At 40.6% G+C, this 15780-nt stretch carries 17 protein-coding genes; 1 reads left to right on the top strand and 16 read right to left on the bottom strand.

Going from position 1 to position 15780, the window contains the following annotated elements; genetic code table 11:
• Positions 1-22 precede the first annotated feature (22 nt).
• On the top strand, positions 23-523 hold the full coding sequence (locus ODU37_RS02710; protein WP_249562322.1) for an NUDIX domain-containing protein: 501 nt from the start codon (positions 23-25) through the stop codon (positions 521-523).
• Between the two features lie 49 nt (positions 524-572).
• Here the strand turns inward: ODU37_RS02710 and mmuM are convergent, their stop codons facing one another.
• The 16 genes from mmuM to ODU37_RS02630 all read right to left on the bottom strand — a co-directional run bounded on the left by mmuM (position 573) and on the right by ODU37_RS02630 (position 15570).
• On the bottom strand, positions 573-1520 hold the full coding sequence (gene mmuM / locus ODU37_RS02705; RefSeq protein ID WP_105202007.1) for a homocysteine S-methyltransferase: 948 nt from the start codon (positions 1518-1520) through the stop codon (positions 573-575).
• Between the two features lie 12 nt (positions 1521-1532).
• On the bottom strand, positions 1533-2909 hold the full coding sequence (locus ODU37_RS02700; protein ID WP_249562321.1) for an amino acid permease: 1377 nt from the start codon (positions 2907-2909) through the stop codon (positions 1533-1535).
• Between the two features lie 202 nt (positions 2910-3111).
• Positions 3112-4110 (bottom strand): hypothetical protein, encoded by a 999-nt coding sequence (locus ODU37_RS02695; protein WP_105158653.1) that lies wholly within the window; start codon positions 4108-4110, stop codon positions 3112-3114.
• Positions 4111-6696, bottom strand: a complete 2586-nt coding sequence (locus ODU37_RS02690; protein ID WP_249562320.1) for an AAA family ATPase — start codon at positions 6694-6696, stop codon at positions 4111-4113.
• 110 nt (positions 6697-6806) lie between these two features.
• Positions 6807-8261, bottom strand: a complete 1455-nt coding sequence (gene gltX, locus ODU37_RS02685) for a glutamate--tRNA ligase (RefSeq protein WP_024411136.1) — start codon at positions 8259-8261, stop codon at positions 6807-6809.
• A gap of 166 nt (positions 8262-8427) precedes the next feature.
• The gene (locus tag ODU37_RS02680; RefSeq protein WP_024408027.1) at positions 8428-8871 is read right to left on the bottom strand and encodes a hypothetical protein; all 444 of its coding nucleotides are present in this window, start codon (positions 8869-8871) and stop codon (positions 8428-8430) included.
• Positions 8872-9312, bottom strand: a complete 441-nt coding sequence (locus ODU37_RS02675) for a hypothetical protein (RefSeq protein WP_249562319.1) — start codon at positions 9310-9312, stop codon at positions 8872-8874.
• Positions 9313-9582: 270 nt separating this feature from the next.
• Entirely contained in the window at positions 9583-9873 is a 291-nt protein-coding gene (locus ODU37_RS02670; protein ID WP_024411138.1) for a hypothetical protein, read from the bottom strand.
• Positions 9873-10283: a hypothetical protein gene (locus tag ODU37_RS02665; RefSeq protein ID WP_024411139.1), complete on the bottom strand. Its 411-nt coding sequence runs from the start codon at positions 10281-10283 to the stop codon at positions 9873-9875. Before ODU37_RS02665 ends, ODU37_RS02670 begins: the two co-directional genes overlap by 1 nt.
• A gap of 8 nt (positions 10284-10291) precedes the next feature.
• Entirely contained in the window at positions 10292-11356 is a 1065-nt protein-coding gene (locus ODU37_RS02660) for an SPFH domain-containing protein (RefSeq protein WP_105158657.1), read from the bottom strand.
• A gap of 110 nt (positions 11357-11466) precedes the next feature.
• Positions 11467-11871, bottom strand: a complete 405-nt coding sequence (locus ODU37_RS02655; RefSeq protein ID WP_238143142.1) for a hypothetical protein — start codon at positions 11869-11871, stop codon at positions 11467-11469.
• Positions 11872-11950: 79 nt separating this feature from the next.
• A complete protein-coding gene (locus ODU37_RS02650; RefSeq protein WP_249562318.1) occupies positions 11951-12616 on the bottom strand; it encodes an MFS transporter in 666 nt (221 codons plus the stop codon).
• Positions 12617-12816: 200 nt separating this feature from the next.
• Positions 12817-13482 (bottom strand): hypothetical protein, encoded by a 666-nt coding sequence (locus tag ODU37_RS02645; RefSeq protein WP_105158658.1) that lies wholly within the window; start codon positions 13480-13482, stop codon positions 12817-12819.
• Positions 13483-13486: 4 nt separating this feature from the next.
• Entirely contained in the window at positions 13487-13933 is a 447-nt protein-coding gene (locus ODU37_RS02640) for a LytTR family DNA-binding domain-containing protein (protein ID WP_249562317.1), read from the bottom strand.
• A 176-nt stretch (positions 13934-14109) separates the two neighbouring features.
• The gene (locus tag ODU37_RS02635; RefSeq protein ID WP_013730631.1) at positions 14110-14868 is read right to left on the bottom strand and encodes a TIGR00266 family protein; all 759 of its coding nucleotides are present in this window, start codon (positions 14866-14868) and stop codon (positions 14110-14112) included.
• 207 nt (positions 14869-15075) lie between these two features.
• The gene (locus tag ODU37_RS02630) at positions 15076-15570 is read right to left on the bottom strand and encodes a carbonic anhydrase (RefSeq protein ID WP_014638738.1); all 495 of its coding nucleotides are present in this window, start codon (positions 15568-15570) and stop codon (positions 15076-15078) included.
• Between the last annotated feature and the right edge of the window lie 210 nt (positions 15571-15780).

Below are 15780 nucleotides of genomic sequence, written 5' to 3'. Positions count from 1 at the left end.
ACAAAATTGACAGGAGAATGAAATGGAAACTTGGAACGCCTACACAGCCGATGGTCAGCTGACCGACCACACTCTCACACGCGGAGAAGCCATTCCCCACGGCCTCTACCACCTGGTCGTCGAGTGCATCATCCGCCACCGCGACGGCAGCACCCTCTTCATGAAACGCGACAGCACCAAGCCCTCCTACCCTGACTATTATGAAGCAACAGCAGGAGGTTCAGCATTGTTTGGGGAAATAGCAGAGCAGGCCATTTTACGCGAAGTCCGCGAAGAGACAGGCATTGAACTGACATCTAACCAACTACGCCACCATACACACTTTGTTGCCCATGACGACCAGTGCATTTTCCACTGCTACTGGGCTGAAACCGACTGGGACAAAGCTGCTATCCAACTCCAAGCCGACGAAACCAGTAACTACATCTGGGTCCCACAAGAAAATTTGAAAAATTTCCTTGAAACAGAGCTAGTCATTCCAAGGCAGACATACTATGTGAAGAGCTTGTTTTTAGAAAGCTAAATTCCCCTAACAGACAAATCCCCGCCGTCACAGGACAGTGGGGATACTTTTATTTCAAACCTGCAACTAGGTCAGCAATATCGGCTGGTCGGGTGCGGCAGCAGCCTCCAACTACCTTGGCACCCAGTTCGTGCCATTCAAGTGTGTTGTCCAGAAGAGAATGGCTGTCGTCTGCCTTTTCCTTCCAAGTTTGAGTGGCTCCATCATAGACTTCCCCAGAATTTGGATAGGTGACAAATGGTTTATCCGTTTTCTCTCTCAACTTGCCAAGGAAAGCTGAGTACAGCGAGGGAGCCGTACAGTTAAGACCAACCGCCAAAATCTGCTCACTGCTGTTGACCAGCTCTGCTATTTTCTCAATAGACGTTCCGTCAGAAATCGACTGACCGTCTTGTGAAGTGAAGCTAATATAGGCCTCTATCTCTGGAAAATCCTCTGCCAGCAACTCTACCAAGGCTTGTGCTTCAAGAAAATTTGGAATGGTCTCCAAGGCTAAGAGTTCTGCTCCCTGTTCTAAGAGAAGTTCGATTCGGCGACGATGAAAAGCCTTCAATTCCTCCAAACTGATGTTGCCATAATCACCTGTGTACTCCGAACCATTGGCTAGATAAGCCGCATAAGGACCAACGTCACCTGAAATAAGGGGATAGGTTCGTTGTCCTTTTTCAGCCTCCGACAAGCCAGCCCAAACCTCGTCTCGAGCCTCCTTAACCAAATCAACTGTCAGACGAATCAACTTTTCAGCCTCAGCCTGTGACAAAGCAGCTTCCGCCAAACCTTCAAAAGTCGCCTGATAGGTTGATGTCGTGATCAAATCTGCTCCAGCACGAATATAATCCCTGTGAATATCCTTGATATACTGAGGATTTTCCAAAAGATATTTGGCAGACCAAAGCTTACCTGATACATCATGACCGCGAAATTCCAATTCCGTTCCCAGAGCACCATGTAAAATGACAAACTCTTGATTTTCTAATAGTTCCTTAAAACGACCCATACGAGTTTCTCCTTACCACCTTTTAAAGCGAATGTAATGATACGCATAACAACCAATCATAAAGGGCACACCAAAGTATAGACCGGCACGCTGAGAAGGATCCCAGCCAATTCCGATGATGGAAATAACCAGCAAAACAACTGTAATCCATGGCAAAGTCGGTGAAAATGGCGTCTTGTATTCCAATTCGTCTTCGCTATGATTCTTCAAAAATTCACATCGGAAGCCGATTTGTGCCAATGGAATTGCCAACCATGCAATCACGACTGCAAAACCAGCGATAGAAACCAAGGCTAAGAAAATAGTATCTTCTGCATAAATTGATGCAATCAAAGCGATCACAACACCAACCATGGACAAAATCATGCCACGCATTGGAACACCATGCTTGTTGATTTTTACCAATTCCTTGCTAATCATGCCCTCATTGGCCAAAGACCAAAGCATACGGCTTGAAGCGTAGAGACCTGAAGTGGACGCAGATAAAATAGCCGTCAAGATGATGAAGTTCATAATGTCTGCAGCGTAAGGAAAGCCAATCTTATCCAAGACAAGTACGAACGGTGCTTCGGTCACACCCGCTTCTGACATGGGAAGTAAAGCTGCTAAGACCACGATGGTCAAAACAAAGAAGATAACCAAGAGACCGATGGTCGATTTAATAGCTTGTGGCACGGCTTTCTTAGGATTATCTGTCTCCCCTGCGGCAATTCCAATCATTTCCACACCTGAAAAGGCATAGTTAACAGATAGCATGACCGAAATAAAACCAACCAAACCGTTCGGTAGTAAGCCTTGGGCTGTAATATTATTGAAGAGCGGCGCAGCATTTGTCCCCTCAAAAGGCAAGATGCCAAAAATCGCCAAGGTTCCTAAAATGATGAATGCCATAATGGCATAGACTTTGACAGAGGAAAGTGCGTCTTCTGCTCGAGCAAACCAGCCGATAGACAGCGTGTTCAAACCAAAGACAATGACCGCGAAAATCGTTGCAAAAATCCAAATTGGCACACTAGGAAACCAACGTTGCATAAGCTGAGCTGCTCCTACGAACTGTGATGCCAGAGCGACTACCCAACAAAGCCAATACATCCAGGCCACCATAAAACCAGTACCAGGACTGATAAACTTAGTAGCATAGGTATGGAAGGAGCCTGTTACTGGCATGGCTACGGAAAGCTCCCCTAGAGAGAACATGACCAAATAAACCATAACAGCTCCAAAAAGATAAGCAGCAACAGCGCCGAAAGGTCCAGCCTGTGCAATAGTATAGCCTGAACTCAAAAACAAACCTGTACCAATTACCCCACCGATGGACAACATCTGCAAATGACGGCTGTTCATTTCACGGTTAAAAGTACCTTGATTTTCAAAATTATGATTTTCCATAAACTCTCCTAAGTACTAATGATTTACCTTATCATAACACATTTTTTCAGAAAATCGTTATACCGTTTTCAACGCGAGTGTTATAGTTATCAGTTATAACAAAATCCCCGCCGTCACAGGACAGCGGGGATTATTTATCTTACAAAGATTTCAACATATTATCAATATGCTGGATGGATTTTTCACGGCCGAGGTAGAGAATTTAATAATCCCGTAACTTTTTAATTTCTTGATATATGTCCTTTCGGAATTTTCCAAGAGATACATTTTTTATATCCTCTTCAAAAATCACATCACCATAAATCATTCTATCTATCTCGTCATCTGTTAGAGATAGGTAAAAGTCATAATATTGAATGACAGTATCTATTTTCAGCATATCTCGCAACTCATCCCTATAAGATTCTGAGTACCTAACTTCACGTTCCAACATATTCTGTATATCTAAACCATGAATCTCGTATGCTTCTTTTAGATTAAGAGCTGCAATATCTCGTTGTTTCTTCTTAATTGCGTCAATATCTTGATATTTATCTTTTTTGGTAGAAATAACAACCTCAATATCATCAATGGTTTTGTAGCGATAATGAAAGACTACTTCATTTTCCTCCACATGCTTTTTAATGAATGGATGAACATTTAAAGCTTCAGTCCCCTTGATATGATTACAAGCTCCACAAGATGGGATTAAATTATATAGACTAACAGCTAACCATGGAAATTCATCCTTACTATAAAAATGGTCCATTTGTGCCGCAAACCTATCCCCACGATTGTTTATATAATTTCGATTACAATAAGGACAGACAGTTACTCCCAATTCCCTAACAAGAAATTGATTGATATTAATTTCTGATTTACCAAAAACAATCGATCTAGACAAAATATTATAGTCTGTATAAACCTTTTTTAAGTCATCAATTGCTTTAGAGTGTTTTGGTGTCTTACAAGTATTTTTAATAGCAAACTTAGCCAGCTCCTCGGGCGGTAATAATATTAAATGCCTAAAAAACGTTTTCCCATCCCAGCTGCTATTGATACTCTTAGGAATATATTGTTCTATAAAGCTCTTCAACTCAGCCAAATTTAAAGGATCATTATACCTAGCTAATATTCTTTTAAAGTATAGCTCTTCAACAGTGGTCCTATTCCCAAAATAGTTTTTCTTTTTGCGATATGGTTCTGTATCAATATATATCATCTATTCCTCCCCATTATGTGAATTCATAAGCTCTTCTATCTCTGATACTATTGTCAGTATCTGCTCATTATTGCCCGATGCTTCTTTCAATTGCTGAAATAACCCGTTCAGCTCACTTTTTTCTGAAGGAGAATCTGACAAGTTTTCACTAAAGCAAATTTTATCCCAGATAGACAGCAACTTACGTTTGATTAACTGTTCGCCAATTGCATCAATCCTATACTTCAAGATTTGTTTGAACTGATTATCACTCGAAGATTTTTGAATTTTTTCTCTAATGAAAGAGTTATTTAAGATACCCTCTCTTAATTTTATATACTTCGCTCTATATTGTGTTTTATATTCATCCTTGAAATTTATTTGGTTAAATTCAGGAAAAATGATTTCACCAGACTTAAGTTTATCAATGATTTGTTTATCGACTTTAAACTTTTCTCTGAAAAGTTTTGTAAATTCCCCTTGATATCTCGCTTTCTTTTTGTAATATTTTTCGTAAAAGTAATTTGCATACTCCTCTTCGTTACTGATTTTTTTAATATTCTCGATATCTTTCTCAATCTGTGAACGATGCGAAAACCACACTTCAAAAGCTTCATCGTCAATTTTTTTGATTAAATCATCTGTGTCACCTGCAAAGAGTTCTTCATATCTCTCTTTACACTTCCCTTTGTATATATCAAAAATCCTAGATGCTTTATCCTGCCATAACTCTAGCTCATATAGTACCTCGATTGTTTCTTGAATTTGTTCTTTTGCATACTCTCCACGTGTACTTTCTAGGAAAAAGGATTCACGATACAAGTCATGGATATTCTGACCAAATGTTGTCACTTGATTCTTTTCCATACCTTGATTTTCAACAATAATCCTCTGCCCATTATCACCTTTTCTTAGCATGATGACATTTTCTGCATAGATATCTGACAGCATAATCGGAGAGTGCGTTGTCATGACAATCTGAATGTATTTACCTTTGAAAATCTCCTTAATGATTGGCAGAGCAACACTAATCCACCGACGCTGCCACTCTGGATGAAGTCCTAAATCAACCTCGTCCAAAAGCAGAAGAATGTTGGTAGCTTTCAATCCCTTTTTAATGCTATATAAACGTCCAAAAAGATTTAATAAAGCAAGTTCTCCCGAACTTAACCCATCCCAAGAGAATGTAATTGTACTCAATAACTTATCAATACATAAGTTATAAAATGGGCTGATATATGAATTTGTTGCAGTTTTCTCAAATTTCACACCTTTCATTTCTTCTACTAACATTAGTATGGAGTAATATTTTTCATAAAATACATCAAAAATTTCCGGTTCCGATACTGTCTTTCGTTCCGCTGGATCTTCAATTTCCTCAATTTTCTTGACTAGTGACACTAATTTTTCACGATATTCTTTTCCTATACTCTCCAAACTCAAAAAATCGTTAATAACTACTTCTTTATCAATATTCCTTCCTAATCGAATTTTACGTTTTTCTCTATCTAGAAAACTGTCTTCAGGATGTTTAAAATAGTCTAAATATGCATTTGCTTCAGCCCAAGCCGTCTGAATACGTTCATCTTTATCCCATCGGATTAGAAAATCATTCCAATCTTTAACTCCTAATTTTTTTTTGAGATTATAACAAGATGGAATCTCTTGCCACTGCCCATCTTTTGTAACTAACTTAAATTTATATCTATCGTTTTCTGTCGGTTTTTCTAGTGGCTCCGCCTCTCTTAATTCTCTTTCCTTTATAAAAGTATAAATAAGTACATCATATAAATTCTGAAGGAGTTGCTTCTTTGGTGAGTATTTATTGTCTACTGTATGCTGGCTAACACTATTATCATTTTTCTTGTCATCATCATTTGTTCCAGAAAGCTTTCTTGGAGCAAGAATGTCGTCAATCTCCAAAGTAGTTTTGTAGTATTTCAACGAGTCATCTTTATTAATGACAATCTTCTTGCTTTTTATAAAACGAAGTATATCAAATTTATTAACAATTGCACTATTAAGAAAAACTATTTGTTTTTTCATATCACTTATATTCACATAGTGCAACTCTGATTCCTTTAATAAACGACTTGTAGATACATCTTTTGAAATAGTTAACTCCCTCTCGGGAGAGCTTAGTTCTATCGCATTAGAAAACTTGACTATATTGGCCTCTGAAACTCTTGGCGACTTTTGAGTGTAATGTTTGCTACCACTCTTTTTCGTCAAAAACTTTATCTGGGAAGTCCAATGATTTTTAATATCAGTTTCTATCTGCGTGTAGTATCTGTATCTGTCATTATCTACATCATAAAATACAAAAACTTTGTCAGCCGGCATACTCAGTATATCATTCACCAACCTAGTCTTCCCAACCCCATTTTCCCCAACAATAACAGTTAAATCATCAATTCCTTCTGCATATGGGATTTTGATATAGTCTTTTTCTTCTATCTTAAAATTTTTTCCATCTGTATGTTCGACCTTAATGTCTGGTAAAAAGTTGATGATTTCATATTTCTCTTCTTTATTCTCTTCCTTGCTCTTTTCCTTGCTTTTGGTTTCCTCAATCACCGCAACCAATCGCATTCCTTTTTTCTTCATCGTCCTTATCTCCTTACTACATTTATTTCTTATTATAACCTCAAATGTAATTTTTAAAAAGCAAAAATAAAAGAAGTTGAACATAGCCAACTTCCTTACTAATTATTTCATTACAAAGATTTCAACATATTATCAATATGCTGGATAGATTTTTCACGGCCGAGCAGGTAAATGGTGTTTGGCAACTCTGGTCCGTGCATTTCGCCTGAAACGGCGATACGGATTGGCATGAAGAGGTTTTTGCCCTTGATGCCTGTTTCTTTTTGGACCGCCTTGATTTGAGGGAAGATGTTATCTGGTTGGAAATCTTCGTCCGTCATAGCTTCCAATTTTTCCTTGAGAGCGTTCAAGACGGTTGGAACAGTTTCGCCAGCCATGACTTCTTTTTCTTCCTCGGTCAATTCTGGGAAATCTGAGAAGAAAAGGTCTGTCAACGGAACGATTTCATCCACAGAAGACATTTGTGGCTTGTAAAGTTCCACCAATTTTTCTGCCTTGTCTGTCAAGCGACCTGCCTCCTCCAAGAATGGTTTGGCAAGGTTGAAAATGGTCTCCAAATCAGCTTTTTTGATGTACTCATTACCCATCCAAGCCAACTTTTTCGGATCGAAGGAAGCCGGAGACTTGCTGAGGCGTTTTTCGTCAAAGAGTTGGATAATCTCCTCTTTGGAGAAGATTTCTTCCTCGCCACCCGGCGTCCAACCCAAAAGCGTGATAAAGTTGAAAACAGCTTCTGGCAGGTAGCCTTTTTTGCGGTAATCTTCGATAAAGGCAAGGGTATTGGTGTCACGTTTGGACAACTTTTTACCCGTAGCAGAGTTGATAATCAAGGTCATGTGGGCAAATTCTGGTGCTTCCCAGCCCAGTGCCTCATAAACCATAAGCTGCTTGGGTGTATTGGCAATGTGGTCGTCCCCACGGATAACGTGCGAGATGTTCATCAGATGATCGTCAATGACCACGGCAAAGTTGTAGGTTGGGTAGCCGTCACGTTTCTGGATAACCCAGTCGCCACCGATGTTGCCACCCTCAAACTCGATTTCGCCCTTAACCATGTCATTCCATTTGTAAATACCAGCTTCATTGACCGCCAAGCGAACAGTTGGGACAATGCCAGCCGCCTCACGCTCTGCAACGTAGGCTGCTTTTTCATCTTCAGACATACCCAGGTATTCGTTGATGTAGCGAGGTGTTTCGCCCGCAGCTTCCTGACGCTCACGCTCCGCCGCCAATTCCTCTTCTGTCACGTAAGACTTGTAGGCCTTACCTTCTGCCAAAAGTTGATCAACGTATTTTTGGTAAATATCCAAACGCTCTGATTGACGGTATTGCTCATGAGTTTCTGGACTCTCATCCCAGTCAATACCCAACCAACGCAGGTTTTCAAGCTGAGAACGCTCGCCGTCTTCCACATGGCGTTTGCGGTCTGTGTCTTCGATACGAATGATAAAATCACCGCCGTGGTGACGAGCAAAAAGATAGTTAAACAATGCTGTACGGGCATTTCCGATATGCAAAAGTCCCGTTGGACTTGGTGCGTAACGCACACGAATTGGTTTAGTCATGTTTCTCTCCTGTAAAATTTCAATCAAGAACATTATAGCATAGAACGTAATAAGAAGATAGAAAAATCAGCCTAGAGAGACTGATTTTGAGGTGTTTTTCATGCTTTTGAGTTTTAGCTATCATTTAATCGAAAATAAACAATGGATAAACGAGGGCTTTATACTACTATTCTATACGATAGCTATGTCCACAACTTACACAAGTAATAATGGTATCAAACAAGCCCTCAGCAGGCTTTCCACACGCCGGACAATAGACTCTCTTGGCCTCCAGGCGATAGGTAGTCTTCCTGATAAGTGATTGCCCTTGACTTTCTACAACATCTTCTTTCCGACTTTCATATGCCAAAACCTCTTTCAAACTTCTTCCCTGACGTCCTGTCCGAGGCGGGCGAAGTAAGATATAGAAAGATAGTGTGAAAAAGACAATAAAGGCTACCGTCACAATAATCAAAGCAGTACTTACTAAGGAAGGTACTGAAATTCCAGCCTCCTTTTTTCTTCTAAAAAAATCTAAAATCATCTGCCAGAGAAAAATTGTAGAGCCTAGCCAAATGATAAAAATGATAGGGAATCCAAATTTTGTTATCTCTAATCGATAGCGTCGCATCTAGGGCTCCTTTCTGGCAAGCCAAGCACCACAGTGGCTACACGATTGTCCTTGTCCTAATTCTAAAAAATTTTCTGCACTGCAAGATTCACAAATAACAAGATAGGTCTCTTCTGTAATCTGATAGTGTTCAAAGAGTTCAAAAAGTTCCCTTATCTGTGCTTGTGTTTTAACGCGTTCTTCTAATCGAGATTTTCGATAAGTTAATACACAACTGATTAGTATAATTACAATATAAAGAACTGCCACTCGTATAATCAAAGTTTTGACAATATTTGGCAATGTCATTTGACTACCCTCTGCTGAAATGACTACGCAAAATAGGATTATCAAAGGTATCATCAAAGACATTGATAGATATTTCAGGTTATCCGTCGAAAAGAATTTGACAACATTTTCTACAACTGTCCGACCTCGTGGTTTAATTAACACTACTACCATTGCACCGATTATATAAACCGGATTGGGATAACCAATCAAAAGCAAAAAAAGAGCTAATAATGGAAAGCATGCCAACACACCATCTGATGACAGCGCATCGTGAGTAAGGGAATCCCAAATATGACCAAAAAGGTCACAATAAAGTTAAATACTAAAGAAATAGTATCAAGTCGCATATCTTGTGAAAATATTGTTGCGACTATACAATAGATCATCATTCCACTAAAAAGTAACCAACTACGAAGTGCATCCCAGATTGATTTTAACACTTTAAGCATGTGACTGTTCCTTTTTTTCTCTCAAGTAGTCTTTGTAACGTACTTTTCCTTGGTATATCTCATCCAATGCGTTAGCCTTCAGCTTGATGTTCTCTAAAACACCACAACTATAGTAAACAAAGGCTGCTAATGTGAAACCCGAAAAAGAGAATATTATCGTACCAACACTGAATTTAGAATCAAGAATAGTATCAGGAAAAGCATGAATAAGGAGGAGGAGGACCAAAATAGCATTAGCTAGTCCCATGAAGACTAAACTCAAAAAACGAAATAATTGATACATTAGTAGTCTCCTTGTTTTGGGGTAAAGACATCCTCACTATTATCTGCAATAATTTCTCTTCGAACCCTTCGATAGTGACTATCAGTTGCTGTCAAACTACCAATAATAGCTACACCACCAATAACAATAACTTCAACAATCCAAAAAACTCTGATAGAAATATAGTTGGAGATAAAAAGCATAATGCTTTGAAAAATAACCCAGATAACGGTTACGATATTGATGGGCAACCAGTCAGTAAAGTGTCGTTTAACTATTAGTTGCAGAAAAAACAGAAATTCCGATAAAACCAATAACCCCAATGCAATAAAATAAAGACCAATTTCCTTGTGAGGAATCAGAAGTCCCAAGGCCACCGTTGTAAGCATGACCAGCACTCCTGTCACATATATCCAAATATTTTTACTCATATTTCCTCCTAGCGTGACTGTCCACAGTTACTACAAAATTTAGCTCCGTCGGTAAAAGCCGTCCCACATTGACCACAGAATTTCGCTAAACTAACTGTAGGGCTGTTTTCAGAATTTATCGTTTTTTCTGTTTGTATTGGTATCTGAGGCTGTTGAGCAGAATGAGCTCCCTGTCCCAAATTTCCCATAAGTGTTCCAAAATTTGCTCCCATTCCGAGCCCCATGGAAACTCCCATGCCAGCTCCCATAAGATCCCCTGCGGAACCTTCATTTTGTGCCGCTTTTTCTAGAACATCAAATTGGCGCTCTTCTTGATAACTGTATCCCTCAATCTCCCGAGTGCTACGCTCCCCTTTTGCACTAAGAACTTGTTTATGGAATCGAAACCCTTCCTTGTACCCCTCACTATCTTGGTTTACTTTCAAGGCTTCAATATTAAATTCTTGTACAGAAATTCCATATTTAGCAAAACGATTGCTTAAAAGCTCTGATAACCCTTGAGCAATATCATGGCTATGCATTTCAATATCAATTGTAGCAATTCGACTATTCGCAACAACTTGAGAAATACCTGATGTAATCGTCCCGATAGCCGCCTGTCTGAAACGCTTCTGAAATACTTCTGCCGTAATAACATCTGGATGACTCGGCATAAATTCTAAAATAAATGTTTCTAAGTCTATGATTCTTGGTATAAAATTTCCATGTGTTTTTAATTCAACAGGAATTTGACTTTCTGGATCGCGAACTAGTATCGGTGAAGGAGTCCCCCAGCCAATCGGCTGTAAATCATACATGTTAACAAACCATAGGAAAGATGAATCTGGTGACACACCGCTACTAACAAACGACTTGAGTTTTGCTAGTCCCTGAGTATTATTCCCCTCAATTTTATGCTTCCCTTCTTCGTAAGATGCAACAGCTCGTCCATTTGAGAAGAAGACTGCTCGTTGACCTGGATTAACAATTAAGGTTGTTCCCGGCTTCATATTTTTATTAGGGTGCCGCCATGCAAGAATATTTCTGGTATCTTCTCCTTCATACCTCACAACTTCAAAAAGATTTAATGACATAATATCTCCTTTTCCATTAGGAAAGGCTTGGCTGGTAAGTCAAGCCTTGTTATATGTAGTATAACAAGCGATTTGTCAAGTATTTAGCTGCGATAATTCCTTTTTTATTCCTAATTTTGAGGTGTTTTTTGGTTACATGCCAGCCAGTAGAGGACATAGAGGACTAACAAGCCAGTTGCCGTTAGGAAAAGTCCGCTAATCTGATTGACAGTCAATACCAAGACCAGACCTGATACCAGCAGTCGAGTAAAGGCTTGACCTAGCATAAAATAGGTTGACACCGCTCCGCCAATGGTCGCCAACTGCTCCTCTGGCATAGAATTGACAAACTTAGCGTTAAACTTAGGTCCACTAGCTCCAGAGCTAATTCCCATTGTAGTAAGGAAGAAGAAAATAATTGGCAGTTGATGTAGCAACATTCCGACAAACACTCCAAGAAGAGAGAAAGTGGCGGCCACTTCCAGCGTCACCATGCTGGTCTTTTTGAAAAGGGTAAAGACCAAGGTCGAACCCAAGATGTTGCCGACAAAGAAAATCAGAATGGTCAGGGCAAGAGTTGTTTCAACATTGAGGAAGACAAGATTTGGGTCTTCGCTAATCAGCAGGACCAGAATAGGATAGAGAATCGCTCCGCAGGCGTTGATTATGGAGGACCAGGCGGAACTCGGGAATCTTGCGCAGCTCCACGATGGCTTGCTTGAATGAAGCTAAAATGCTCGGACCTTTGGTTTCTGACTCGGGCTGGCTCGGCTGCTCTGCTATTTTCAAAGGCTGCTCCGTCAGGAGTTTGCGAAAGGCTGGCGTCAGCAACTGCATGATGAGGAGGGAGACTAAAAAGGTGCCGGCGTTGAGAAAGGCGAGGTTTTGGTAGGAGAGGAGGCCGACCAAGAGAGCAGAGAGGGCCTGAAAGGCGATGTTTAGGAGGCTGGTCACGGTCTGACGAAAGGCTGAATACTGCTCCCGCTCTTCCTTGGGCGCTACGCGTAATCCCAGAGGTGTATAGAGGCCGTTTTCATAGAAGCCAGCGAAGTCTGCAAAGACATTGAAAGTTGCAGCCACCACGACAATCCAGAGGGCTGGCTCAAATCCCATGCAGAATCCGAGGATGAGGTAGAGAAGGACACGGAAGAGAAGGGTCAGCTTGATAGTACTGATTTTGTTGACCGTCTTGTCTGCCAGATAGCCTGTGAAGAGGCCCATAAAGCTAGGAAAGATTTCTGAGAAGGTCACAATCGCCAGCGCCAGACGACTGTTGGGCACCAGCAAAACATAGTTCATCAGGGCCAGATAATAGACAACATCACCAAAATTGGACAGCATATCCGCCGTCAGTACCCATAGGTAGGTAGCATTTTTCAAAATTTTTTTCATGATAATCCCTTTCTTTTTATAATTTTTAGAATATTCAGATATTTTGTCTTACAGAGGAGCCTGGATGGACTTCCTCTGTGATTATTCTTTTACATAGAGTAAATATTTAATGTAGAAAATGCCATATCACCCGTTACCAAGAGAACCTTTTCTTTTGGCTCAGATGCATAATTGTTAGTTGTTGACATGGCGCTATCCAACTCTACTACCGCTTGCCAGTCAGCAGGCAGGTAGAGTGTGATATTTGAGAAGGCAGCATCGATATGAAATTCAGCCTTATCTCCCAGAATAACCGCCTGATCAAAGTAAACCATACTAGATCCAAAGGCTACATCCACACTGTCATGAATAAAATTCTCCTCATGGATATAACGAGTCGAGGAACCAAAAGCTGTATCGCGTCCCTTATCGCCAATCACTCCTGTGACAAAACTTTTTGTATCGACCATATTCTTACTCCTTCTAGGTTTTATTAACAGCTTCACCCCTGTACAAGCCAGTATCACACCTAAAATCAAGGTCCAGATATCAATTTCCAACCAATTAAAATGACTGTTTAGCACAATAAAGACCAAGGTTCCCCAGACAAAGCTTGTAACTAGCTGTTTTTTTATCATTGCTTTAAAAAAGAGATAACTCCAACCGACTACCAGCGCCAATTTCCAAAGAGGAAATTCCACAACCGGCAAGTAGTCTTGAAACAAGACCAAGCCTGCCAAGATTAGTAAAGCTATTCCCAAACCATTTCTTTTCATCTTCCTACCTCACTTCTTGTAATTTTTCTTTTAATAAATGATAATAATGCCGCGACATGTGAACTTCCTTGTGAGTCTTATAGAAGGAAATCCGACTGGTGCCCGAGAAGGACTTATCTAGCGAATAGACTACCTTGCTATTGACAATGGTTGACTTAGCTACCCGACAAAAGTAGATGGGCAAATACTCCTCAAGTTCATAGAGTTTCATCTTAACCTCGTAGGCATCATCGCCTGTATGAGCAAAAATCTTGGTTCCGTCCGTTTCAAAGAAAAGTATGTCACCCAATGAAAGAAAATACTCGCTGCTCCCCTTGTAAAAAACAAGCGAGGGACGACTAACTTGTTGCAAAGCTTGCTGAATCTGTTCAATCTCTGATCCCAGCTGACTGGTTCGGATAACAACTTCAACCTGATCTAAGCTGTCATCAAATTCAATCCTAACTTTCATAGCTCCCTCCTTTTTGATAGCTCTATTATACCAGTTCGACATCCAATTACAAGGGCATTTCAGTAAGTGGCAAAATTAGACAGGTAAGTGGTAGAAATAAACTAAGAAAAGTCCCTTGCATTACGCGAGGGACCTAATTTTTATTATATGATTTTGAAAATTGCAGAGTTTTTTTCTTAAAAAATCGCATCCAGCAATGATGTGCTTCCACCACCACCGTCACCACCTGCACCGACAATATGATTGCCAATGACCTGAGCAAAGGTCTCAATGTTCAAGCTCTGTACATAGATTTCCCCATAACCTGTAAAGGTATTAACGATTCCTTCACCTGTACCGATAGATTGGAGGAAACCATTTTCCATATGGATATTGTAGTCCAAATCACGACTCCAAGCAACCACATGAGCATTGTCAATGGTGATACTTCCACCATCCAAAGTTAGCTTCTTAATAGAACCAAATGCATTCGCCAAAAGTGTTCCGCGCCCCTCTGTCGTCATCACAAAGAGTCCACCCTGACCACCAAAGAAAGCTTTTCCAACACTCTGGCGTTCCATTTTATATTGAGCAGAACCATCAAGGGCAAGGAAGGCACCATCATTTAGTCGATATTGCTCTGCACCAAGTTCCAAGGCAATAACCTGACCTGGCGTTGAAGGCGCAAGTGCAATTTTTCCGTCATCGCTATTGGAAATGGCTTGCGTGATAAACATAGATTCGCCTGATACCATTGACCGACCGATGGCCCCCATCAATTTACCAAAACCTGAACCACCACGCGCATTGAGCTTGGTATTCAAGGTCACACTCGGCGTATGGTAGACCATGCTCCCTTGTTGAATATAAGCTGATTCACCAGCTTCCAAGGCGATTTCTACCAAAGGAAACTGCATATTGCTATCGATAGTATATTTCATCCGATTGTCTGACATAGTTGACTCCTATTTTTTACGAAAGGTCCTGTTAACCACAGGATAGCCATAATAAACCTAGAACAAGCTAAAATAAACTAAGTATCATTTATCTCTTTGTTTGTTCTGTTGTGATAATACAATTTTATCTCATTCAAAAAAACTTGTCAAGGATTTCTCGGCCATTCAGATAAAATTTACAGGAAAAACCGAATTTCCTGAGCATTCCTATATAACTTCTGTCATACGACCCGTATCCACATCATAAACCGCACCAGAAATTTCAACGTCGTCAGGTATGAGCGGAGATTGTTTCAAGAGAGCAATATCCTCCCGCACGCTTTCTTCAATGTCTGTAAAAGGAAGAAAGTCCTGACCAGCCACATCCACTCCCAAATCCCGCTTGAGTTGGACCGCAAAGTCCTCATTGGTAAAGGTCTGGGCACCGCAGTCTGTATGGTGGAGCACCACGATTTCCCTTGTGCCGAGCTGCTGCTGGGAAATGACCAGCGAGCGAATCATGTCCTCCGTCACGCGCCCACCCGCATTCCGCAAAATGTGGGCATCACCCAGAGCCAAGCCCAAGGCCTGCGCCACGTGAAGCCGTGAGTCCATACAGGTCACGATAGCCACCTTTGTCTTTGGACGAAGAGGCAAATGGTAATCACCATGCAGGTCAACATAGGCCTTGTTGGCCTTCATAAAGTTTTGAAAATAAGACATAGGACCTCCTTGTCTGATGAGAATTTCTGAAAGTTTCAGAAATAGGTTAGACCTAGCTTATCACATTCCCGACTATTTGTCGCAATCAAAACCACCAGTCGAACTGGTGGTTTGTTCTGCGGCTATAAGCCGCTTGTTCCGGCCAGGGCCAAAGGCCCACTGAAATAGCTTCCTCGCGCACCACTTTCCCGAGCAGGTGCTAAAGCACCA

Source organism: Streptococcus sp. 2021WUSS109 (assembly GCF_044427305.1).
Taxonomy (GTDB): domain Bacteria; phylum Bacillota; class Bacilli; order Lactobacillales; family Streptococcaceae; genus Streptococcus; species Streptococcus suis.
This window is presented reverse-complemented; position numbering and strand designations above follow the sequence as displayed.